Consider the following 23,176-nt stretch of genomic DNA (forward strand, 5'->3'; position numbering starts at 1 on the left):
ACATGGCGCACAAGAGTGAAGAACTGATCATCGACGCCCAGGACATTCACAAGTCCTTTGGCGACTTGCAGATTCTCAAGGGCATTTCCCTGCAGGTCCGGCGTGGTGAAGTAGTGGTGCTGATCGGCGCCTCGGGTTCGGGCAAGACCACTTTCATCCGCTGCATCAACCTGCTGGAAGATATCCAGGGCGGGCGCATTCGCGTCAACGGTCGGGCCATGGGCTACCACGAACGCGCCGATGGCAGCCTGGTGCGCGACTCCGAGCACAACATCGCCCGCCAGCGCCGGGACATCGGCATGGTCTTCCAGCGTTTCAACCTGTTCCCGCACATGACTGCCCTGGAAAACATCATCGAGGCGCCCATCCATGTGCTCGGCGTGCGACGGGCCGAGGCCCTGGAACAGGCCCGTGCCTTGCTCGCCCGGGTCGGCCTCGCGGACAAGGCCCAGCATTACCCGTCGATGCTCTCCGGCGGTCAGCAGCAGCGGGTGGCAATTGCCCGGGCCCTGGCGATGAAACCCCAGGCCATGCTGTTTGACGAGCCCACCAGCGCCCTGGATCCGGAAACCGTCGGCGAGGTGCTGCAGGTGATGAAGCAGTTGGCCGAGGAGGGCATGACCATGCTGGTGGTCACCCACGAGATGGGCTTTGCCCGGGAAGTCGCCGACCGCGTGGTGGTCCTCGACCAGGGCGAACTGATCGAGCAGGGACCACCGGAACAGATCTTCAGCCGCCCCGTGCATCCGCGTACCCAAGCCTTTCTCAGCCGTGTGTTGTGAAACCAACCCTTGTTTGGAAGAGCCTTTGTCATGTTGAAATTCTCTGCCCACCAATACCCTTATCCGTCGCAACGCCAGAGCGTATTTGCCCGCCGAGGCATGGTCGCGGCCTCGCAGCCCCTGGCCGCCGAAGCCGGCATCGAGATCATGCGCAAGGGCGGCAATGCGATTGACGCCGCCATCGCCACGGCGGCGGCGCTGACGGTGGTCGAACCCACCGGTTGCGGCCTGGGTGGCGACGCCTTCGCGTTGGTCTGGTGCAAGGGCCGATTGCACGGCCTTAACGGCAACGGCCAGGCTCCGGCGGCGCTAAGCATCGATAGGGTCAAGGCTGCGGGCCACGCGCAGATGCCGCTCTATGGCTGGACGCCGGTGACCGTACCGGGTTGTCCCTCGGCTTGGGCCGAGTTGTCGAAACGCTTTGGCAAGCTACCCTTCGCCGAGCTGTTGCAGCCGGCCATCAGCCTGGCGCGAGAGGGTTTCCCGGTGTCTCCGGTGATCGCCTATAAATGGCAGGAGGCATTGGCGGAGTTCGGCGCGCATCGCGACGCCGTGCTTGAAGCCTGGTTCGAGACTTTCCTGATCGAGGGCCGCGCGCCCCGGGCCGGTGAGCTGTTCCGTAACCCGGCCCAGGCCCGGACCCTCGAAGAACTGGCCGCCACGGCGTGCGAAAGCCTGTATCGCGGCGAATTGGCCGCGCGCCTGGATGCACATTCCCGGGCCAGCGGCGGTTACCTGCGCGGCAGCGATCTGCAGGGGTATCGCGCGCAGTGGGTCGAGCCTATCCATATCAACTACCGCGGCTATGACGTCTGGGAAATCCCGCCGAGCGGCCAGGGCCTGGTGGTCCTGATGGCGTTGAAGATCCTTGAAGGTTTCAATTTTGACCATCGCGACAGTCAACAGACCTGGCACCGGCAGTTGGAAGCGATGAAGCTGGCCTACAGCGACGGCCTGCACTACATCACCGACCCCTTGCATATGCGCATGGCGGTCGCGGACTTGCTCAGCGACGATTACAGCACCCGGCGTCGCGGGCAGATCGGCGAGCAGGCGCTGCCGCCCGCGCCCGGCGATCCCCATGCCAGCGGAACGGTGTACCTGGCCAGCGCCGATGCCGAAGGCAATATGGTTTCCTTTATCCAGAGCAACTACCACGGCTTCGGTTCCGGGGTGGTGCTACCTGACAGCGGTATTGCCTTGCAGAACCGTGGGCAGGAGTTCAGCCTCGATCCGAGCCACGCCAACTGCCTGGCGCCCGGCAAGAAGACCTTTCACACCATCATCCCAGGCTTTCTCAGCCAGGGCAGCGAGCCCCTCGGGCCATTCGGCGTAATGGGTGGTTATATGCAGCCCCAGGGCCATGTGCAGATGGTCATGAACCTGGTGGACTTCGGTCTCAACCCCCAGGCCGCCCTGGATGCACCACGCTGGCAGTGGCTGGGGGAGATGAAGGTCGGGATCGAGCAGGGCGCGTCACGGGACCTGGCGATGGCATTGGCGCGGCGCGGTCACCAGGTGCAAATCGCCTGTGACCTGACCGAATACGGGCGTGGCCAGATCATCCTGCGCGATCCGGTCAGCGGTGTGCTGTGCGGCGGTACCGAACCGCGCACCGACTCTCATATCGCCGTGTGGTAAGCGCTGGCCGGCCCGGTGCTCCCAGGCTGGCCGCATACCCTTGTAGGAGCAGAGCTTGCTCGCGAACCGCTGCAAGCGGCCATTCAGCGCGGATCTGCAGCGCCCATGAATCCGCCTTCGCGAGCAAGCTCTGCTCCTACAGGTCCTGCTTGTCCGGGAGACTGGCGACCGGCCGCAAGCCGCTGGCGAGGATCCTGCTGGCTTTCTTGGCCTTGGCCAGGCCATCGGGATCGCCGTTCAACAGGCCTTGCAGCGCCCCGGCACACAGCCGCGACTGGAAGTCGTCGCGCCCGGCGAATTGTTGATGCAGCAGCTCGACCCCTTGCAGGGCCATGGCCAGGATCGCCTCGACGCCGCCCGGGCCCTGGATCGAGCTGATCATCACATGCCGCAGGGCCTTCTTGTATTGGCTCTGGGTGTGGATCGCGGTGATATCGACACCGCTACCGGCAAAAACCTTCTCCAGCAGCCCACGCACGGCGTCATCCTGGAGAAAGGGTTCGCCGCAGTCATCCTCGAATACCAGCCCCTTGGCGGTGAGTGTGACCCCCGTGCTGTGCTCTGTCATGCTCGCTCCTTGTACTCAGGGCAGATGGGCAGTGTGCAGCCAAGCCGGCGACCAGACAAATGAAACGCGCTGGAAAAAGTGCTACTCGTCATGACTGTTCAACAATCGCAGGCAACGCTGCAACACCTCCGAGACATCCCCCGCGCGGTAACTGACGACGATCGGCGAGGTGATGCTGCTGTCCTGCAAGGACGTATAGCCGATGTCATCCCGATGCAGGCGCTGTACCGATGCCGGGACCAGGGCGATGCCGACCCCGGCCGCCACCAGGCCGATGGTGGTCTGCAGTTCGTTGGCCATTTGCGCCACGTGGATACTCAGGCCATGCCCGGCGAACACCCCGAGGACATGGTCGGCATAGCTGGGACGCGGGCTGGCGGGGTAGAGGATAAACGGTTGCGCGGCCAGTTCCTCCAGGCTCACCGGGCGCCCGAGCAGCGGGTGCCCGGCCGGCAACGCCGCCACCAGGGGGTCTTGCCGGAGGACTTTCTGGACGATCGCCGGGTCATCGAACAGCATCCGGCCAAAGCCGATATCAATCCGCCCGCTTTTCAGCGCCTCCAGTTGCTGCAAGGTAATCAGCTCGGACAGGCCCAGTTCGATATCGCCGAAACTGCGCAGGCGGCGAATCAGGTCGGGCAGGGCACCATAGAGGGTCGATGGGGCGAAACCGATGCCCAGCCAACGCTTGCGGCCGCTGGCCACCCGGCGGGTGTCGGCGCAGACCCGCTCCAGTTGTTCGAGCAACTGGCTGGAATGCTCCTGGAAAAATCGCCCGGCCTCGGTCAGGCGCAACGGCCGCGAACGCTCCAGCAGCGGGACGCCCAACTCATCCTCGAGTTGCTGGATCTGCCGGCTGAGGGGCGGCTGGGCGATGTTCAACTGCTCGGCCGCGCGGGTGAAGTTCAAAGTCTGGGCGAGGACCTTGAAGTAACGCAAATGACGAAGCTCCACGATACCTCCTGGGTATGAAGCGAGACTTATTCAATATTGGACCGGGGCCGCCCTGGGCGTCAATCATGGCTCAAAGACAAACACCACGTAGATGGATACGCCATGAGCGCTGTAGTAATCGAACACTTCGATACCCAGATTGTCGATTTGCCCACCATTCGCCCGCACAAACTGGCGATGCACACCATGCATGGCCAGACCCTGGTCATCCTGCGCATCCGTTGCAGCGACGGCGTTGTCGGCATCGGCGAGGCCACCACCATCGGTGGTCTGGCATACGCCGGGGAAAGCCCGGAAAGCATCAAGGTCAACCTCGATACCTGGTTCGCGCCGCTGCTGATCGGCCAGGACGCCAGCAACGTCAACGCGGCCATGCAGCGGGTCGACCGGGCCATTCGCGGCAATACCTTCGCCCGCTCGGCGGTGGAAACCGCCTTGCTCGATGCCCAGGGCAAACGTCTTGGTCTGCCCCTGGCCGAGCTGCTCGGTGGGCGCCTGCGTGACGGCGTGGAAGTGGCCTGGACCCTGGCCAGCGGCGACACCGCCAAGGACATCGAGGAAGCCGAGCGCATGCTCGACTTGCGTCGCCATCGTCATTTCAAACTGAAGATCGGCGCCGGCGAACCGGCGCGGGACATCGCCCATGTCGCGGCGATCAAGCGCGCCCTGGGCGACCGCGCCAGTGTGCGGGTGGATATCAACCAGGCCTGGAGCGAGGCCGTGGCGGTGCACGCCTGCCACCGACTGGCCGAGGCCGGGGTCGAGCTGATCGAGCAGCCGTTGTCCCGGCATGATCGCGCCGGCATGGTGCGCCTGAGTGCCCACAGCCCGATCCCGCTGATGGCCGATGAAGCCATTGAGTCGGTGCAGGACAGCTTTGCCCTGGCACAAATGGGCGCCGCGAGTATTTTCGCCTTGAAGATCGCCAAGACCGGCGGCCCGCGCGCCGTGTTGCGCACCGCCGCGATTGCCGAGGCGGCGGGGATCGGCCTGTACGGCGGGACCATGCTCGAAGGCAGCATCGGCACCCTGGCGGCCGCGCATGCTTTTGCCACCCTCGACAAGCTGGAATGGCATACCGAGTTGTTCGGCCCGCTGCTGCTGACCGAGGACATTCTGATCGAAGCGCCTGTTTATCGGGATTTCCAGTTGCTGATCCCGAAAACGCCGGGGCTTGGCCTGGTCATCGACGAAGAGCGCCTGGCGCGCTTTGCCCGCCATTGACTTCCTGAACCGAGAGGACTTTCACCGCATGCTTTTTCACGTCCGTATGACCGTCAAACTGCCTACTGACATGCCCGCCGAGCAGGCCGCGCAGCTCAAGGCCGAGGAACGCGAACTGGCCCAGCGCCTGCAACGGCAGGGTACCTGGCGGCACCTTTGGCGCATCGCCGGCTTGTATGCCAATGTCAGCGTCTTCGATGTGCCGGATGCCCAGGCGCTGCACGATACCTTGATGCAACTGCCGCTTTATCCCTATATGGAGATCGAGGTCATGGCGCTGTGCAGGCATCCCTCTTCGGTCCACGCCGACGACCGCTGAGCCCGGGTTTTCCAAGGTTTGCATCCACAAGAACAATGATGAGGAACTCCAGCATGACCGTTCGTATTTCCCAAACCGCCGAAGTCCAGAGCTTCTTCGAAGGCGCCGCCGGCCTTGACCAGGCTGCCGGAAACCCACGGGTGAAGCAGATTGTCCATCGGGTGCTGAGCGACAGCAGCCGCCTGATCGAAGACCTGCGGGTCTCGCCTGAAGAGTTCTGGAAGGCCGTGAACTACCTGAACGAACTGGGCAGCCGCCAGGAAGCCGGCCTGCTGGTCGCCGGCCTGGGCCTGGAACACTATCTCGACCTGCTGCTGGATGCCGAAGACGAGCAGGCCGGCCATGTCGGCGGTACCCCGCGGACCATCGAAGGACCGTTGTACGTGGCCGGCGCGCCACTCTGTGAGGGCGAGGCCCGGCTCGATGACGGTCGCGATCCGGGCACCGTGCTGTTCATGCGCGGCCAGGTCCGCGACCTCGAAGGCAAGCCGCTGGCCCATGCGCTGGTCGACGTCTGGCATGCCAACACTGGTGGCACCTATTCCTACTTCGACCCCTCGCAATCGGAGTTCAACCTGCGTCGGCGGATCCGCACCGACGCCGAAGGCCGCTATCGCTTCCAGAGCATCGTGCCGTCCGGCTACGGCTGCCCGCCGGACGGTCCGACCCAGCAGTTGCTCGATCAACTGGGCCGACACGGCCAGCGCCCGGCGCATATCCACTTCTTCATTTCCGCCCCGGGTCATCGCCACCTGACCACGCAGATCAACCTGGCCGGCGACCCGTACCTGCACGATGACTTTGCCTACGCCACCCGCGACGAGTTGATTGCCGAAATCGTCTTCCAGGAGGACGCGAACGGGCGGCATGCCGAGATCGATTTCGATTTTGCCTTGCAGTCGACCGACGCCGCCAAGGAGCAGGACAAGCGTGAGCGGGTGCGGGCCCTGGAAGCCTGAGCCTCGCCGCGTTCCGGCGTTACAGGTCCCGCGCGCGTCTGCCCGCGGGACTTTCGTCGTCTTGCCAGCCTTGATAGAAAAACAAGAGAGGCGTATCCCATGACCACCTTGTTGAGTGAGCGCAGCCGGATTTTCGAACAAGCCGATGCCCATGCGGTCTCCGAGTACGTCAACCAGCATGTCGGCAGCCATTGCATTCGCCTGCCGCCCAAGGGTCCCCCGCAGGCGAGTATCAAGCACCGGACCTTTTCCAGTCTCGACCTTTGCCGCATCAGCTACGGCGCCCGGGTCCAGGTGACATCGCCGGCGCTGGAAACCATCTATCACCTGCAGATCCTCCTGAGTGGGCATTGCCGTTCGAGCTCCCGAGGCGAAGAGCGGATCTTTACGCCCGGCGAGATCCTGCTGATCAACCCGGACGATCCGGTGGACCTGACCTATTCGGCCGATTGCGAGAAGTTCATCGTCAAGCTGCCGGTGCGCTTGCTGGAAAATGCCTGCCTGGACCAGCACTGGCTGCTCCCGCGCCAGGGCATCCGCTTCGATAGCCAGAGCCGCAACCTGGCCGGCCTGGACAGCTTCGTACCGTTGCTGGCGCTGATCTGTCACGAAGCCGAGAGCTGCGCCGGGCCCGAGGTACAGGCGCTGTACGAGCGCATCGTGGCCAGCAAGCTGCTAAGCCTGCTGGCGAGCAATGTCCAGCGGATCAGTCCCGATGTCGAGGAAAGTGGCGGCTTCGAGGCGGTGCGTGAATTTATCGAGGCGCACCTGTGCGATGAGATCGGCATAGCGCAATTGCGCGAGGTGGCACGGGTCAGCGAGCGTTCTCTGTACTTGCTGTTCGAGCGGCATGTCGGCATCTCGCCCCGCGACTATGTGCGCCAGCGCAAGCTCGAACGGGTGCATGCGCTATTGCAGTTGCCGGGCGCCCGTAGTGTCACCGAAGTGGCGCTGGATCATGGTTTCGTTCATCTGGGGCGCTTCTCCGAAACCTATCGCAAACGCTTTGGCGAGTTGCCCTCGCACACCTGGCGTCGCCGGCGGGCGGCGTCAGCGCTGGGCGGATAGCGATTTGCAGGGGACGGATATTGTGACGGTCGGGGCAGGCATAAGGTGAGGGCGCCTGAGACAAGAACAATGGAGGGCCCAGCCCATGACCGACACACTCGACAGACTCGCCCGGCAGATCCGCGAGTCGGTTCAGGAAGACCCCGGCCGCGGAATTTTCCGTTGCCGCCGCGATATCTTCACCGACAACGAACTGTTTTCGCTGGAGATGAAACACATTTTTGAAGGCGGCTGGGTCTACCTGGCCCATGAAAGCCAGGTCCCGGAGATCAACGACTACTTCACCACCTTCATCGGCCGCCAGCCGGTGGTGATCAGCCGCGACAAGCAGGGCGTGCTGCATGGCCTGGTCAACGCCTGTGCCCACCGTGGCGCCATGCTCTGCCGCCACAAACAAGGCAACAAAGGCTCGTTCACCTGCCCGTTCCACGGCTGGACCTTCAGCAACACCGGCAAGCTGCTCAAGGTCAAGGATGGCAAGACCGGCGCCTATCCCGACAGTTTCGACTGCGACGGCTCCCATGACCTGCGACGCCTGGCGCGTTTCGAAAACTTCCGTGGCTTCCTGTTCGGCAGCCTGTCGGAGCAGGTGCCGACACTGAACGATTACCTGGGGCAGACCCGGATCATCATCGACCAGATGGTCGACCAGGCTCCCGAAGGCCTCGAGGTACTGCGCGGCAGCTCGTCCTATGTCTACGACGGCAACTGGAAGCTGCAGATCGAGAACGGTGCCGACGGCTACCACGTCAGCTCCGTGCACTGGAACTACTCGGCGACCATGCAGCGGCGCAACTATGAATCCGAGGGCACGCGCGCCGTGGACGCCAATGGCTGGTCGAAAAGCCTGGGCGGCGTCTATGCCTTCGAGCATGGCCATATCCTGCTCTGGACCCGTCTGCTCAACCCGGAAGTGCGTCCGGTGCATGCCCATCGCCAGGCTCTGGTCGAGCGCCTGGGCCAGGAACGTGCCGACTTTATCGTCGATCAGACGCGCAACCTGTGCCTGTATCCCAACGTCTATCTGATGGATCAGTTCTCCACGCAAATCCGTGTGGTGCGGCCGCTCGCGGTGGACAAGACCGAGGTGACCATCTATTGCATGGCGCCCAAGGGCGAAAGTGCCGGGGAGCGCGCAACCCGTATCCGCCAGTACGAGGACTTCTTCAACGTCAGCGGCATGGGCACGCCCGACGACCTGGAGGAATTCCGTTCCTGCCAGACCGGCTACCAGGGCTCGATCCCGCTCTGGAATGACCTTAGCCGCGGTGCGCGGCAATGGTTGGAAGGGGCCGACGAGAATGCCCGGGCAATGGGCATGACTCCGCAGCTCAGCGGCATCAAGACCGAGGACGAAGGTCTGTTCGTGCGCCAGCACGCGCACTGGGCCGCCAGCCTGCTCACGGCGCTGGAAGGCGAACGCCAGGGGTTGATTGCCACAGATAAGGAGGGCCAGGTATGAGCCTGCCACGTGATCGCTTGCTGGATTTTCTCTATCGCGAGGCCCGGCTGCTCGACGACCGCCAGTGGGACGAATGGCTGCAATGCTATAGCCCGCAAGCGCAGTTCTGGATGCCCGCCTGGGATGACCACGACAGCCTGACCGAAGATCCGCAGCGTGAAATCTCCTTGATCTACTACCCCAACCGCGACGGCCTGGAAGACCGCGTGTTCCGGATCAAGACCGAACGCTCCAGCGCCAGTACCCCGCAACCGCGCACGGTGCACCTGATCGCCAACCTGGAAGTACTGGGGGGCGATGGGCTGGAAGTCGAGCTGCGTTTCAACTGGCACACCCTCAGCCATCGCTACAAGACCACGGACTCCTACTTCGGAACGTCGTTCTATCGCCTGGATATCAGCGGCGAACAACCGCTGATCACCCGTAAGAAGGTGATACTCAAGAACGACTATATCCACCAAGTCATTGATATTTACCATATCTGAGGGCAGATCCATGACGTATCGCATTGCCCTTAACTTCGAGGACGGGGTCACTCGTTTCATCGACTGCAAGGCCGGCGAGAAGGTGCTCGATGCCGCTTTTCGCCAACGGATCAACCTGCCCATGGACTGTTCCGATGGCGTCTGTGGTACCTGCAAGTGCCGTTGCGAAAGCGGCGTCTATGACCTCGGCGAAGACTATCTGGAGGAGGCGCTGGGGGCTGATGAAGTCGAGCAGCGCCAGGTGCTGACCTGCCAGATGGTCCCCGAGAGTGACTGCGTGCTGGCGGTGCCGGTGGCGTCCAGCGCCTGCAAGACCGGCACCTCGCGGTTCGACGCGACCCTGGCGGGCATCACTGCGCATGCCGACGCGGCCCTGGAGGTCCGTTTCGAGCTCGAACAGGCGCCGGTGTTCCTGCCGGGACAGTACGTGAACATCGCTGTCCCCGGCAGTGCACAGACCCGTTCGTACTCGTTCAGCAGCCGCCCCGGCGAGCACCACGCCAGTTTCCTGATCAAGCATGTGCCGGGCGGGCTCATGAGCGGTTGGCTGGGCCGCGCCCAACCGGGTGAGAAGCTGTGGATGAGCGGGCCGCTGGGCAGTTTCTACTTGCGCGCGGTCACCCGGCCGCTGCTGTTTATCGCCGGAGGCACCGGGTTGGCACCGTTTCTGTCGATGCTCGAAGTGCTCGCCGAAGACAACGAATGTCAGCCGATCCATCTGGTCTATGGGGTTTCCCGGGACCTGGACCTGGTCATGCTCGAGGCACTGCAAGGATTTCGCGAGCGCTTGGCGAATTTCAGCTTCGTCACCTGTGTCTCCGATCCGCAGACCCGGCATCCGTGCCAGGGTTATGTCACCCGGCATCTGGCTCCCGGTGTGCTCAACGGCGGGGCGGTCGACGTTTACCTGTGCGGGCCACCGCCGATGGTCGATGCCGTGCGGCAGCACTTCAAGGCCGAGGGCGTGAGCCCGAGCAGCTTCCACTACGAGAAGTTCACCGCCAATACCCTTGTCACCGACGATGTCGCCTGAGGAGATCATGATGAACCCACGTTTCAAGGACAAGGTCGCGCTGGTCACCGGTGCGGCCCAGGGCATCGGTCGACGGGTGGCCGAACGCTTGCTGGAGGAGGGCGCCTGGCTGGTGGCCGTGGATCGTTCCGAACTGATCCACGAGTTGCGCGGCGAGCGGGTCCTCAGCCTGACCGCCGATCTGGAGCAGCATGCTCCGTGCATGGACGTCATGCGCGCCGCCCATGAGCGCTTCGGCCGCATCGATATCCTCGTCAACAACGTCGGCGGGACCATCTGGGCCAAGCCTTTCGAGCACTACCAGGAACACGAGATCGAAGCCGAGGTGCGCCGCTCGCTGTTTCCGACCCTGTGGTGTTGCCATGCGGTGTTGCCTTACATGCTGGAGCAGGGCGGCGGGGCGATCGTCAATGTCTCGTCGGTGGCCACCCGCGGGGTCAATCGAGTGCCCTATGGCGCGGCCAAGGGCGGGGTCAACGCCCTGACCGCCTGCCTGGCCTTCGAGACCGCCGGCCGCGGGATCCGGGTCAACGCCACGGCGCCGGGGGGGACCGATGCGCCGCCGCGACGGATCCCGCGCAACACCCAGGCGCCCAGCGCGGAGGAACAGGCCTGGTATCGGCAAATCGTCGAGCAGACCGTGGACAGCAGCCTGATGAAGCGTTACGGCAGCATCGACGAACAGGCTGGAGCGATACTGTTCCTCGCCTCCGACGATGCCGCCTATATCACCGGCGTAACCTTGCCGGTAGGAGGGGGGGACCTGGGCTGAGCCCCTTTCAGACTGGGGGCCGGGCGGTGATGCGCAATTCCGCGAAGCATTGCGTGCTGCGGCACAATGCCGCAATCGATGGCGGCGAGTTGTGCGACTGACCGTTGTTTGTCACTCTTGCGGTCAATAACAATCAGCGACGTCACTTTAGTGTCTGTGTCCCGGGTTCCCCACTCATTGCGTCAGCTTGCCATGTGCCTGGCGATGCTCGCGGCATTGCTGCCGAGCGTGATGCTCTGGCTGCCGGCTGCCCATGGGCAGCCGATGGCGATGGGCGAACACTGCAACATGGCCGGCATGAGCGGACACGTCCAGCCCCCCGGCAGCCATGATTCGGCGCCGGATCAATATCACGAATGCCATTGCCTGCTGTGTGTCGTGCATGCGGTCGACATCGGTCTACCGCCCAGTCTTGTTCAGTGGCAGCTTTCCGGCCGCGTCGACGTGGTGCTGGCGCCGGCGATCTACCCACCTTATATCGGCACTGCCTGGCTGGTCGCCGAACCACGCGGTCCACCGGCTTTTTCCTGATTTTCCTTGCGATGACAAGTCCTCCCCAGCCTGCCGGGGAGGTTTGCCCCTATGCGTTGCAACTCAATCCAGGAATGCCAACCCCATGGTCATGCCATCAATGCCCCGTACCCGTCGGAACGTATTGCCGTTCGCGGTTCTAGCTGTCAGTGCCTTATTCCCGCACCTCGCGTTGGCTTGTGCCAGTTGCGGCTGCACCCTCAGTTCCGACTGGGACAACCTCGGTATCAGTAACTCGTCGGGGCTGAAACTCGACCTGCGTTATGACTACCTGAACCAGAACCAATTGCGCAGTGGTAGCCACGGCATTTCTCCGGCTGCCGCGAGCCAGGTCTCCAACAACGGCAACCCACAGGAGGTGGAGAAGTACACGCGCAATGACTACCTGACGCTGGGCCTGGACTACAGCTTCAATGCGAGCTGGGGCGTGGATCTGCAGGTACCGTATATCTTTCGCAGCCACAACACCTTGGGCACGGCGTCGGATGGCGCCACCCCGGGTGATGGCGGTGGTCAGTACAGCTCGAAGACCTCCAGTCTCGGCGACGTCAAGGTCATCGGCCGCTATCAGGGCTTTACACCGCAGCATAACCTGGGGCTGTTGTTCGGCTTGAAACTGCCCACGGGGGCCCACGACGATACCGCCGCGTCGACCGATCCGACCGCCCCGGGCCCGGTCGCAATAGATCGTGGCCTGCAACCTGGCACCGGGACCACCGACGGTATCCTGGGGGTCTATTACATGGATACGCTGAACAAGAACTGGGACTACTTCGGCCAGGCCATGCTGCAAAAGGCGCTGGACTCAAGCGATCACTATCGCCCTGGCGATGGCGTCAATCTGAATGTCGGCCTGCGTTACATGGGTAACGCCAATGTCATGCCGCAGATCCAGGTGAATGTCCGACATGTCGAGCGCGATGTCGGGGCCAATGCCGACACCGTCAGTACCGGTGGCACCCTGGCTTACCTCAGCCCAGGCATGACGGTGCCGGTCGGCAAGAAAACCTCGCTGTACAGCTTCGTCCAGGTGCCGGTGTACCAGAATGTCAACGGTGTGCAGCTTGCTCCGCGCTATACCGCGACCATCGGCGCCCGATACGCGTTCTGACCCGGAGGGAAACCTGATGGACGCAAAAAAGCTACTGCCATGGTTCGCGCTCTGTTGCAGCCTGGTCTGCCTGCCCGCCTGGGCGGTTGATGTGGGCGAGCATGCCCCGGACCTGACCGCGAAAACGCTGAACGGCGAAACCTTCGATCTTCGGAAACTCGCCGGTCAAGTGGTGATAGTGAATTTCTGGGCCTCCTGGTGCGAGCCGTGCCGAGAGGAAATGCCCGCCATGGAAACCTATTACCAGCAGCACAAAGGCGAGGGACTGAAGATCATTGCGATCAGCATGGATGAGCCGGAAGACGAGGCCATGGTGCGCAAGGTGATGGCACGCTACAGCTATCCGGCCGCCTTCCAGCGGGATGCCGAGTTCAAGGGATTTGGCCGTATCTGGCGCATGCCGATGACCTATGTCATCGACAGGCACGGTGTAGTGCGCAAGGACGGTAGCGTGGGCGACCCGAAAATCGACCTGCCATTGCTGGATCGGTTGGTGAGCCCATTGCTGGCCTCGCATTCGCCCTGACCCCGCAAGCAATCGCCGAGTGCTCCGGCACTCGGCTCCCGCCCGGAGCGAGGGGGAAAAGTTTCATCTTTGACCAGGAAAATTTCATCTGAAACAAATTGTATTAATAAAATTCCGGGACTACTATGCGCGCAAATTCGAGAGCGTTTCTCATTTAGATTCTCATTTTGATCCTTTGCCCGCGGCGAACGCCTGAGCGCCGCGCTGCTTCAAGGATCAAGTCCTCCTGGAGTCATCGATGCGCGCACTGTCGTACCACCGATCCACACAGCGTGTTGTCCTGTCGACCGCATTGGCCTGCTCTGTCGCCTGGTTATGGGTCAATCCCGCCAGTGCGGCAGCTGCTGCGCCGGCCGCCAACCCATCTGTCGCGACCGACGACGTCAACCCCGCTGACCTGCCCGAAGCGGATCTGGCGATCAAGGCGGCGCCTGCCGGCCAGTGGACCGGTTTCCTGACGCGGCAGAACATGCTCGGTGATATCGGCGGGTTGCGCTCCAGTCTGGCGGCTTACGGCGTGACCCTGGGCCTGACGGAAACCAGCGAATACCTGAACAATGCCAAGGGCGGCTTGAATCGAGGCGGGGACTACGACGGTCTCACTACCATGACGCTGAAACTCGATACCCTCAAGCTTTTCGGCCTGGCTGGCGGCACCCTCAACATCAGTGCCGTGAACGTTCACGGGCAAAACCTCAGCGCGAACAAACTGGGCACCCTGCAGACCGCCAGCGGCATCGAAGCGGACACCGGCACCCGTCTCTGGGAAGCCTGGTACCAGCAGAAATTCCTCGATGAGGCCCTGGACTTCCGGGTCGGCCAGCAAAGCATCGACCAGGAGTTCATGGTCAGCCAGTACGCCAGTACCTTCGTCAACACCATGTTCGGCTGGCCGGCGGTACCATCCTACGACATGCCGGCCGGTGGCCCGGCCTATCCGTTGTCCGCCCTCGGGATCCGTGTACGGGTCCATCCGACCGATGCGATCACCGTACTCGCGGGCGTCTATGACGGTAACCCGGCCGGTACCAACGATGGCGACCCGCAACGACAGAACGCCCACGGCACCAACTTCGACCTGCACACCGGCGCGCTGTACATCGCCGAGCTGCAGTACGGTGTCAACCAGGCCTCGCTGGGTCAGACGGAGAGCGCCAACGCCGGCTTGCCGGGTACGTACAAGCTCGGCGCCTGGTACAACACCCAGAACTTCGCCGACCAGCGCTACGGCACCGACGGGCTGTCGCTCGCCGATCCGAACAGCAATGGCACCGCGACCCAGCACTCGGGCAACTACAGCGTCTACGCCGTGGCTGACCAGATGATCTGGCGCCAAGCCCCAGACAGCCTGCGCTCGGTGGGCGTGTTCACCCGCCTGATGGGCGCACCGGGCGATCGCAACCTGATCAGCTTCAGCGCCAACGCCGGTGTGACCCTCGCCGCGCCTTTCGAAGGCCGCGATGCCGATACGGTCAGCCTCGGGCTGGGCTACGTCAAGGTCGGCAGCGGCGCCGCGGGCCTGGATCTGGACAGTGGCAACCGCGTGCGCAATGGCGAGACTTTTCTTGAAGCGACCTACCAGTATCAGCTGACCCCCTGGCTGCAACTGCAGCCGGACATTCAGTACACGCTCAATCCGGGAGCAGGGCAGAACCCCAACGATCCGACGCTGCGAATGGGCGACACGCTGGTCTGGGGCTTGCGCACCAACATCACTCTCTAGGTCGGGCGCTGGCCGGGCGCTTTGCATCCGCCCAAGCGCACCGATCCGCTTTGTTTGACTGCGGCCCTGCCTGACAGGGCCTGCCGACTTCGAGAAATCAGGAGTATTGCATGACGTATTCGAGCCTGCCGCGCCTGGGCAAAGGCCTTTTGGCCCTGGCCACGCTATTGACCTTCAACATCGTCCTGCCGGTCCACGCGGACGACACCCAGGGCTTTTTGCCGAACATCCACAAGCACCAGACCCTGACGTCCACAGTCCCGGACAATGGCGACCAGAACCCCTACGCCATTGCCGTGGCACCGGTGTCCGCCGGGAAAATCCAGAAGGATGACGTGCTGGTCGACAACTTCAACAACGCCGCCAACCTGCAGGGTGTCGGCACGACCATTGTCGATTACAACCCGACCACCAAGCAGCTGTCGCTGTTTGCCCAATTACCCCATGACTTGCCGCAGTGCCCGGGTGGCGTAGGCCTCAGCACCGCGATGACCATGCTCAAGAGTGGCTGGGTGATCGTCGGCAGCACCCCGAGCAATGACGGGACCACCGACACCAAGGGCGCCGGTTGCCTGGTGGTGCTCGACCCGAACGGCAAGGTCGTCGATGTCTGGTCCGGGCCGAATATCAATGACCCGTGGGGCAACATGGCGGTGATCGACAATGGCTCCACCGCGACCTTGTTCGTCAGCAATGCCGGCTTTGGTATCGGCAGCGCCAAAGGCACGCCACCGGTGGTGATCCAGTCGACGGTACTGCGCCTGGACCTGTCCATCCCACAAGGCAAGCCTCCGGTGATCACCAACCAGACCGTGGTCGGCAGCGGCTTCAGCGCCCAGGCGGACAAAGGTGTGTTCCTGGTTGGGCCGACCGGCCTGGCGATGGGCAAGGACGACAAACTGTACGTCTCCGATACGCTCGCCAACCGCATCAGCGAAATCTGGGATGCCAGCACCCGGACCACCAGCGCCGGTGTCGGCCGTACGCTGACCAAGGATGGAATGTTGCTGCGTCCGCTGGCACTGACCACCGCACCCAATGGCCATCTGCTGACCACCAACGGCTTGAACGGCAAGGTCGTGGAGATCGACCCGCAAACCGGCAAGCAACTCTTTGCCCAGTGGATCGATGCCAACAAGGCTCAGGTCCCACCTGGCAACGGCGATCTCTTTGGCCTGGTCATCACCCCCGGCGGTGACGGTTTCTACTACGTCGAAGACGATGTGAACATGTTGGTACTGGCCAAATGAGCCGCCACGACGAAAACGTTCCCGGCCTGTCCCGGCGTCGTTTCCTCGGTGCGGCCAGCAGCCTGGCGGTTGCCGCGGGCGTGATCGGCAGCGGTGGCGTGGCCGCCGCCGAGCGCCTGGCGAAGCCACGGGCGCTGTCCGCGGTGGAGCCATTCTATGGCGTGCACCAGGGCGGCATCGTCACGGCGCAGCAGACCCACTCGCTGTTTGCCGCGTTCGACCTGGAAGCCACCCAGCGGGCGGATGTGATCGCGCTGCTCAAGCGCTGGACCGTTGCCGCCAACCGCATGAGCCGTGGCGAGACCGCACAGCCGCTGGCGGTACCCAAGGATGCCGCGCCGCTGGACGGAGGTTCGACCGAGGGGCTCCGGGCGTCTCGCCTGACCGTGACCTTTGGCTTTGGCCCGGGCTTGTTCATGAGCGACGGCAAGGATCGTTATGGCCTGGCATCGCGGCGCCCGGAAGCGCTGGTCGATCTGCCGAAATTCAACGGTGACCAATTGGTGGCCGAGAAGTGCGGTGGCGACCTGAGCATCCAGGTCTGTGCCGATGATCCGCAGGTGGCCTTCCATGCGCTGCGCGAACTGCTCGCCCTGGCGGATGGCGTGGCTCTGATCAAGTGGATGCAGTCCGGCTTTACCAGCCCTCCGGCTGGCGGTGGCACTACGCGTAACCTGATGGGCTTCAAGGACGGCACCAACAATCCGTCCACTCGCGACGGCCAGATGATGGACCAGGTGGTCTGGGTCGGCGATGAAGGCGGCTGGATGAAGGCCGGCTCCTATGTCGTGGTGCGGCGCATCCGTATCGCGCTGGAGCACTGGGACAGGACGGAACTGGGCTTCCAGGAAGAAGTGGTGGGCCGTGACAAGGCCAGCGGCGCGCCGCTGGGCAAGGCCCACGAGTCCGACCCGCTGGATCTTGGGGCCCAGGACAAGGAAGGCAACCCGGTCATCCCGGACAACGCCCATGCACGGCTGTCCGCCGCCGCCGAAAACGACGGCGCGCAGATCCTGCGTCGCGCCTACTCCTACAACGACGGCGTGGGTTTTTACGCAGAGCGTTGGCCACCATGGCGCCAGGGCATGATGCTCGATGCCGGGTTGTTCTTCGTGGCTTACCAGCGCGACCCGCGCAGCGGCTTTATCAAGATCAACAAGAAACTGGCCACCCAGGACATCATGAACCAGTTCACCACCCATGTGGGGAGCGCGATCTTTGCCTGCCCACCGGGTGCCCGCGAGGGTTCGTTCATCGGTGCCGGATTGTTCGAAGGGCTCGACGGCTAAGCGCTGCCGAGCAGGGCGCAGCCTCTATCGGGATGCGCTCCTTTGCCTGTAATCATCGCTGTATTGGGAGTATTCCGAATGTCTTTCAAGGTTTTCAACAACAGGTTGCCGCGCGCTTTCCAATTCGCTTGCCTGGCAGCGGCGATGCTGACCTGTGGTGTCTCTCAGGCCGCCTCGCTGACCCTGTACAGTGCGCAGCACGAGCAGACCGTCAATCAACTGGTCAAGGATTTCGAAAAGCAGACCGGCATCTCGGTCAAAGTGCGCACCGGTGAGGGGCCGGAACTGGCGGCGCAGTTGCTGGCCGAAGGCAGTGCCTCGCCCGCCGATGTGTACTTCACTGAAAACTCTCCCGAACTGATGTTGCTGGAGGAGAAGGGCCTGCTGGCCCCCGTACAGCCCGCGACCCTGTCGACTATCCCGGCGCGTTACAGCTCGCCGAGCGGCGCTTGGGTCGGTGTGTTGGCCCGTGAGAACGTACTGGCCTACAACACCAAGCTGGTCAGCGCGGCTGAATTGCCGGCCTCGTTGCTCGACCTGGCCGAACCGGCCTGGAAAGGCAAGGTGGCCATCGCTCCCGCCGATGCCGATTTCCTGCCCCTGGTCAGCGCGATGCTGGCGGTCAAGGGCGAGGCCGGCACCTTGCAGTGGCTCAAGGGCCTGCGCACTAACTCACAGATTTTCAACGATGACGAAGGCGTCACCGCTGCCGTCAACCGTGGCGGCGTTGCCGTCGGTCTGCTCAACAGCTACTACTGGGCGCGCCTGCACACCGAAGTGGGCGACAAAGGGACCCACAGTGCGCTTTATCACTTTGCCAACGGTGATGTCGGGGCGCTGGTCAACGTGTCGGGCGTCGCGGTCCTGAAGACCACGCGCAACCAGGAAGCAGCGAACAGGTTTGTCGCCTATCTGACCAGCGAAGGTGCCCAGCAATTGCTGGCCGGCAACAAGGTGACCTACGAGTATCCCCTGCGTGCAGGCGTGGCTGCGGACCCGCTGCTGATGCCGCTCAGCCAGCTTTCGCCACCTGCGTTGGATATGAAGACCCTGGGTGACGATAGCCACGCGGTCAAGTTGCTGCGCCAGGCCGGCCTGCTGTAAATGGCCAAGCCGACCATTGCGGTCAAGTCCGAACGGCACACGCCGTTCGGACTTTTGCTGGTCTGTGTCGTCGTGGCGCTGCTGGTGCTGGCGCCACTGGCCTTCACATTCAAGCAGGCCGCGAGCTTCAGCTACGATGACGCGGCCGAATTGTTGTTCCGACCCATTGTCGGGGAACTGGCGGTCAATACCTTGCTGATCGTCGGGGCGGCCACGCTCGCCTCGGCCCTGATCGGTACGGCAGTGGCCTGGTTCGTCGAACGCACCTATCTGCCGGGCCGAAGTGCCTGGGCCGTGCTCGCGGCGGTGCCGCTGGCCATGCCGCCCTTCATCACCAGCTATGCGTGGGTCTCCTTGAGCCTGTCGCTGCAGGATTTCTCCGGTGCCTTGCTGGTGGTCACCACTGCCTACTATCCGCTGGTTTACCTGCCGGTCTCGGCCGCGCTCAGGGGCATGGACCCGGCGTTGGAGGAAACCGCCCGTTCCCTCGGACTCGGCCCGTGGCGTTGCTTCTTTCGTGTGGTGCTGCCACAGCTGAAACCAGCCTTGCTGGGCGGGGTGCTGTTGGTCGCCCTCAGCGTGCTGTCCGAGTTTGGCGCGTTCGCGCTGTTGCGTTTCCGGACCTTTACCACCGAGATCTACGCTGAATATCGTGCCAGTTTCGACGGTGCCGGTGCGGCCTTGCTCGCCAGCGTGCTGGTGTTGCTGTGCCTGATCTGCCTGGTGGCAGAGTTCAAGGTACGCGGCCTCAGCCGTTATGACCGGCTCGACCGTGGCACACGCCGATCGGCCACCCGCTACGAACTGGGCCGGGCAAAGTGGCTGGTATGCACCGGGTTTGCCGGTTTGACCGTGACGACCCTGGGCGTTCCCCTGGGCATGATCGGTTACTGGCTGCTGCAGCACAGTGAAGCCGCCGTGACGCCGGTCGAGTTTTCGGCGGAGCAATTGATCAGCACGACCTGCGCATCCCTGGGCTTTGGCCTGGCCGGGGCGCTACTCACCACTTTGCTCGCGTTGCCGCTGGGGTTTTTGTTGGCGCGTTTTCCGGGCCGTATCAGCACCTTGCTGGAGCGTATCGCCTACCTGGGGCAGGGCGTCCCGGGCATTGTCATCGCCCTGGCGGTGATTTCGATCTCGATCCGCTTCATCCAGCCGCTTTACCAGAGCGCGGCGTTGCTGATCCTGACCTATTCGATCCTGTTCCTGCCGCTGGCCCTGGTCGGTGTGCATGCAACCCTGCTGCAGATCGAACCGCGCCTCGAGGACACGGCCCGCTCGTTGGGCCTGCGTTGGTGGCAAACGGCATGGCGGGTGATCCTGCCGCTGGCCGGTCCGGGGATCGGCGCTGCGGCCTCGATGGTATTTATCAGCATTGTCACGGAACTGACCGCCACCCTGCTGCTGTCGCCCATCGGCACCCACACGCTGGCCACGCAGGTCTGGGTCGATACCTCGGCGCTGGCGTTTGCCGCCGCCGCGCCGTATGCCGCCATGCTGGTCGGCATTTCACTGTTTTCCACCTGGCTGCTGATGTCGTTGTTCGGCAAATCGGCGGTGTTGGGTAGCTTCCAATCATAGGGATCGACATGGCTGATGTAGAAATTCGCGGCCTGCGCAAGACGTTTGGCAACACCCCGGTATTGCGTGGCGTCGATTTGTCGGTGGCATCCGGCAGCCTGGTGGCGATCCTGGGCCCGTCCGGCAGCGGCAAGACCACCTTGTTGCGGCTGCTCTGCGGTTTCGAACGCGGGGATGCCGGGACGATTCAGATCAATGGCCGGCAGGTCAGTGGCCCTGGTGTATATGTGCCGTCGGAGAAACGTCATATCGGTTATGTGCCGCAGGAAGGCGCGCTGTTTCCGCACCTGTCGGTGGCCCAGAACATTGTCTTTGGCCTGTCGCGACAGCAGCGCAAGGCCCGCCACCGGGTCGCCGAGTTGCTCGAACTGGTCGGCTTGCCCGGCGACTTCGCCAATCGCTCGCCGCATTCATTGTCCGGCGGCCAGCAGCAACGGGTAGCGCTGGCTCGGGCGCTCGCGCCAGCGCCGGCCCTGGTCCTGCTCGATGAGCCGTTTTCCTCGCTGGACGCCGCGTTGCGCGTGGAAACCCGGCAAGCGGTGGCGCAGGCCTTGTCGGCCGCGGGCGCCACCGCCTTGCTGGTTACCCACGATCAGTCCGAGGCGTTGTCGATGGGCAGCCAGGTCGCGGTGTTATGGAAGGGCGAGCTGGTACAAGTGGCGAGCCCCGAGCAGTTGTACCGGATGCCGGTGAGTCCTGAACTGGCGCGTTTTGTCGGCGATGCCATGCTGTTGCCGGGGATCGTCAATGGCACTGCTGTCGCGTGCGCCCTCGGCTCTTTGCGCCTGATGGTGGCAATGCCCGACGGGCCGGCGCAGGTATTGCTGCGGCCAGAGCAGATCAGGCTCGCAGCGCTGCATGACGGCCTGGGCAGCGGGGCTGGCCGGGCGCGGGGCAGGGTGCTGAAAGTGGACTACTACGGGCACGATGCCTGTGTGCACCTGTGTCTCGCGGACGATACGACCGTATCGACAACACTGATTGTGCGGTTGCCCGGCCATTTATGCCCTCGTCCGGGCGATGAGGTGGCCATCAGCGTTGAGGGCGAGGTGCTGGCCTATGGTGTTTTTCGTGATTGATATGGATCAAGCGAACTCGTCCATACTGGCCCAGAATCAAACCTTCCGCTGAATTGCCCAGGGGCATGGCATGTCTGTTGAATCGCCCACTCCCGCAGTCACCCGCCCACAAGCGATCGAGGAGGGTCGGCATTACAGTCGTTTTGCACTGTGGCTGACCTGGCTGCTGGGGGCGGCGATGCTCGCGACGGTCATTGGCGTTGCATTGCGCTTCGCTGAAGTCGAATCCTTCGCGCGGTTGCTGACTCAGGCGCAACCGCTATGGCTTGTTGCGGCCTTCGGTTTTCAAGCCCTGACCTATGCGGCGCAGGGGCAGATCTTTCGTGTCGTGCTCAAGGCCGGGGGGCAGCACCTGTCACTCTGGGAGGCGGGCAAGCTCAGCCTGATGAAGTTGTTCGTCGACCAGGCCCTGCCGTCCTCCGGCGTCAGCGGGGCCTTTGCGGTGGTCGCTTCCTTCGTACGGCTTGGCTTCGCCAAACCGGTGGTGCTGGCGTGCCTGGTGTTGGATCTGTCCGCCTACTTCCTGGCCTATGTGCTCACCGTCGGCCTGGCGTTGCTGGTGGTGGTGTTTCAGGGCCACGGGACAACGACAGTCATGCTCACCTGCCTGGTATTTGTCGCGGTAAGCCTGGCGCTGGCCGTCGTGACCCCCAGGCTGGCCGGCAATCCCGAACTGGCGGCTCGGGTGCCGGGTCAACGTTTTGCCATTGTCGCCAAGAGCATTTCCTTGCTTACCGGCGCGGACAGGCAGTTGGTACACAGTCGCGCGCTGCTTTGGCGCATCACCTTGCTGGAATTGACCATCATCGTGCTGGACAGCGCCACCCTGTGGCTGTTGGTCCGCGCCTTGGGTGTATCGGCACCGCCGTTGGGGTTGTTTGCCGGATTCATGTTGGCCAGTGTATTACGCAGTATTGGCATCGTCCCGGGTGGTCTGGGGGCGTTCGAAGCCGCTGCGGTAGTGACCTTGCACTGGGTCGGGGTGAGCATCGCCGTGGCACTCTCCGCCACGCTGCTGTTTCGCGGCCTGACCTTCTGGCTACCCATGCTGCCTGGCCTGTGGCTGGCACATCGCGAATGGCATGGCGCCGACAGGGGCTGATGGGGGCACGCGGTTGTACTCGCCAGCGGGTACAACCGTGCCAGGTTCTACTCGTCGCGTGACCAGTTGACGTTCAAGCGATATTCGTTATCGCCATAGTGATAATCGGTGTGCCCCTTGAAGGCATCTTTCAGCGCATGGCCCAGACGGTTGGCCAGATGAATGCCGGTGGTGGTCACCACCAAGGTACCTTCTGAGTCGCTCAGTTTCATGATGCGTTCCAGGGCATGCTCGGCGTTTTCCTTTTTTTCGGTATGTTCGATCAGATGGACGATTTCGTCTCGATGCCCAAGCAGGAAACTGCCGGACAGGGTCAGCGTACCCGCCGGCATGTTGTCCTCGGTGCGTCGACAGGCTGGGCAGGTCACTGTTTTCGCGTCGGCAATCACCGTGTTTTCAGGGGTGTGCCAGGTCCAGTTGCCGGCTTGATAGAGCGCGCCACACTGCGGGCACAGGGCCGTGCCTTCGACTCGCTGCAAGCAATAGGGATCGTGGGTTGGCGCTTTGAACAGTTGGTTTTTCTGACTGTCCTGGTATTTGTCCATGGTCTTTTCCTCGCACGAGATGGATAAGGATTTCACGCGTAGCGGTGACTTCAAATCGAAACCCCACC

The 23,176-nt window shown here is 63.2% G+C and carries 23 protein-coding genes; 20 read left to right on the plus strand and 3 right to left on the minus strand.

Features of this window, described 5'->3' with window-relative positions; genetic code table 11:
• Window positions 1-2 precede the first annotated feature (2 nt).
• A complete protein-coding gene (locus M5B96_RS28110) occupies window positions 3-782 on the plus strand; it encodes an amino acid ABC transporter ATP-binding protein (RefSeq protein ID WP_248800187.1) in 780 nt (259 codons plus the stop codon).
• 30 nt (window positions 783-812) lie between these two features.
• Complete coding sequence (locus M5B96_RS28115; RefSeq protein ID WP_248800188.1) at window positions 813-2,423, plus strand: gamma-glutamyltransferase family protein; 1,611 nt, start codon at window positions 813-815, stop codon at window positions 2,421-2,423.
• A gap of 136 nt (window positions 2,424-2,559) precedes the next feature.
• Here M5B96_RS28115 and M5B96_RS28120 read toward each other — a convergent pair whose 3' ends face one another.
• Entirely contained in the window at window positions 2,560-2,991 is a 432-nt protein-coding gene (locus M5B96_RS28120; protein ID WP_248800189.1) for a hypothetical protein, read from the minus strand.
• A gap of 81 nt (window positions 2,992-3,072) precedes the next feature.
• Window positions 3,073-3,945 (minus strand): LysR family transcriptional regulator, encoded by an 873-nt coding sequence (locus M5B96_RS28125; protein ID WP_248800190.1) that lies wholly within the window; start codon window positions 3,943-3,945, stop codon window positions 3,073-3,075.
• 102 nt (window positions 3,946-4,047) lie between these two features.
• On the opposite strand from M5B96_RS28125, the gene M5B96_RS28130 reads away from it, so the two are divergent.
• From M5B96_RS28130 to M5B96_RS28215, 18 genes are all read left to right on the plus strand, one after another.
• On the plus strand, window positions 4,048-5,169 hold the full coding sequence (locus M5B96_RS28130) for a muconate cycloisomerase family protein (RefSeq protein ID WP_248800191.1): 1,122 nt from the start codon (window positions 4,048-4,050) through the stop codon (window positions 5,167-5,169).
• Window positions 5,170-5,197: 28 nt separating this feature from the next.
• Window positions 5,198-5,488, plus strand: a complete 291-nt coding sequence (gene catC, locus M5B96_RS28135) for a muconolactone Delta-isomerase (protein WP_248800192.1) — start codon at window positions 5,198-5,200, stop codon at window positions 5,486-5,488.
• A 53-nt stretch (window positions 5,489-5,541) separates the two neighbouring features.
• The gene (gene catA, locus M5B96_RS28140) at window positions 5,542-6,447 is read left to right on the plus strand and encodes a catechol 1,2-dioxygenase (RefSeq protein WP_248800193.1); all 906 of its coding nucleotides are present in this window, start codon (window positions 5,542-5,544) and stop codon (window positions 6,445-6,447) included.
• Between the two features lie 99 nt (window positions 6,448-6,546).
• A complete protein-coding gene (locus M5B96_RS28145; protein ID WP_248800194.1) occupies window positions 6,547-7,515 on the plus strand; it encodes an AraC family transcriptional regulator in 969 nt (322 codons plus the stop codon).
• An 85-nt stretch (window positions 7,516-7,600) separates the two neighbouring features.
• Window positions 7,601-8,977 carry a Rieske 2Fe-2S domain-containing protein gene (locus M5B96_RS28150; RefSeq protein ID WP_248800195.1) on the plus strand — a complete coding sequence of 459 codons (1,377 nt, stop codon included), beginning with the start codon at window positions 7,601-7,603 and terminating at the stop codon, window positions 8,975-8,977.
• Window positions 8,974-9,462 carry a benzoate 1,2-dioxygenase small subunit gene (benB, locus tag M5B96_RS28155; RefSeq protein WP_248800196.1) on the plus strand — a complete coding sequence of 163 codons (489 nt, stop codon included), beginning with the start codon at window positions 8,974-8,976 and terminating at the stop codon, window positions 9,460-9,462. The genes M5B96_RS28150 and benB overlap by 4 nt, the downstream gene beginning before the upstream one ends.
• A 10-nt stretch (window positions 9,463-9,472) precedes the next feature.
• A complete protein-coding gene (benC, locus tag M5B96_RS28160; protein ID WP_248800197.1) occupies window positions 9,473-10,495 on the plus strand; it encodes a benzoate 1,2-dioxygenase electron transfer component BenC in 1,023 nt (340 codons plus the stop codon).
• A gap of 10 nt (window positions 10,496-10,505) precedes the next feature.
• Window positions 10,506-11,267: a 1,6-dihydroxycyclohexa-2,4-diene-1-carboxylate dehydrogenase gene (locus tag M5B96_RS28165; RefSeq protein WP_248800198.1), complete on the plus strand. Its 762-nt coding sequence runs from the start codon at window positions 10,506-10,508 to the stop codon at window positions 11,265-11,267.
• A 177-nt stretch (window positions 11,268-11,444) separates the two neighbouring features.
• A complete protein-coding gene (locus tag M5B96_RS28170) occupies window positions 11,445-11,798 on the plus strand; it encodes a DUF2946 domain-containing protein (protein WP_248800199.1) in 354 nt (117 codons plus the stop codon).
• A gap of 85 nt (window positions 11,799-11,883) precedes the next feature.
• Window positions 11,884-12,909, plus strand: coding sequence for a TonB-dependent receptor (locus tag M5B96_RS28175; RefSeq protein WP_248800200.1), 1,026 nt, complete (start codon window positions 11,884-11,886; stop codon window positions 12,907-12,909).
• Between the two features lie 16 nt (window positions 12,910-12,925).
• Window positions 12,926-13,435 carry a TlpA disulfide reductase family protein gene (locus tag M5B96_RS28180; RefSeq protein ID WP_248800201.1) on the plus strand — a complete coding sequence of 170 codons (510 nt, stop codon included), beginning with the start codon at window positions 12,926-12,928 and terminating at the stop codon, window positions 13,433-13,435.
• Window positions 13,436-13,673: 238 nt separating this feature from the next.
• Window positions 13,674-15,158: a carbohydrate porin gene (locus M5B96_RS28185; protein WP_248800202.1), complete on the plus strand. Its 1,485-nt coding sequence runs from the start codon at window positions 13,674-13,676 to the stop codon at window positions 15,156-15,158.
• A gap of 110 nt (window positions 15,159-15,268) precedes the next feature.
• Complete coding sequence (locus tag M5B96_RS28190) at window positions 15,269-16,408, plus strand: hypothetical protein (RefSeq protein WP_248800203.1); 1,140 nt, start codon at window positions 15,269-15,271, stop codon at window positions 16,406-16,408.
• Window positions 16,405-17,697 (plus strand): iron uptake transporter deferrochelatase/peroxidase subunit, encoded by a 1,293-nt coding sequence (efeB, locus tag M5B96_RS28195; RefSeq protein ID WP_248800204.1) that lies wholly within the window; start codon window positions 16,405-16,407, stop codon window positions 17,695-17,697. The genes M5B96_RS28190 and efeB overlap by 4 nt, the downstream gene beginning before the upstream one ends.
• A 78-nt stretch (window positions 17,698-17,775) precedes the next feature.
• Window positions 17,776-18,801, plus strand: coding sequence for an iron ABC transporter substrate-binding protein (locus M5B96_RS28200; protein WP_248800205.1), 1,026 nt, complete (start codon window positions 17,776-17,778; stop codon window positions 18,799-18,801).
• Window positions 18,802-20,382, plus strand: a complete 1,581-nt coding sequence (locus M5B96_RS28205; RefSeq protein ID WP_248800206.1) for an ABC transporter permease — start codon at window positions 18,802-18,804, stop codon at window positions 20,380-20,382.
• 8 nt (window positions 20,383-20,390) lie between these two features.
• The gene (locus M5B96_RS28210; RefSeq protein WP_248800207.1) at window positions 20,391-21,461 is read left to right on the plus strand and encodes an ABC transporter ATP-binding protein; all 1,071 of its coding nucleotides are present in this window, start codon (window positions 20,391-20,393) and stop codon (window positions 21,459-21,461) included.
• Window positions 21,462-21,531: 70 nt separating this feature from the next.
• The gene (locus tag M5B96_RS28215; protein WP_248800208.1) at window positions 21,532-22,563 is read left to right on the plus strand and encodes a lysylphosphatidylglycerol synthase transmembrane domain-containing protein; all 1,032 of its coding nucleotides are present in this window, start codon (window positions 21,532-21,534) and stop codon (window positions 22,561-22,563) included.
• Window positions 22,564-22,610: 47 nt separating this feature from the next.
• Here M5B96_RS28215 and M5B96_RS28220 read toward each other — a convergent pair whose 3' ends face one another.
• Window positions 22,611-23,108: a BCAM0308 family protein gene (locus tag M5B96_RS28220; RefSeq protein ID WP_248800209.1), complete on the minus strand. Its 498-nt coding sequence runs from the start codon at window positions 23,106-23,108 to the stop codon at window positions 22,611-22,613.
• Window positions 23,109-23,176 lie beyond the last annotated feature (68 nt).

It is taken from the genome of Pseudomonas sp. MWU13-2105, assembly GCF_023242315.1.
Taxonomy (GTDB): Bacteria; Pseudomonadota; Gammaproteobacteria; order Pseudomonadales; family Pseudomonadaceae; genus Aquipseudomonas.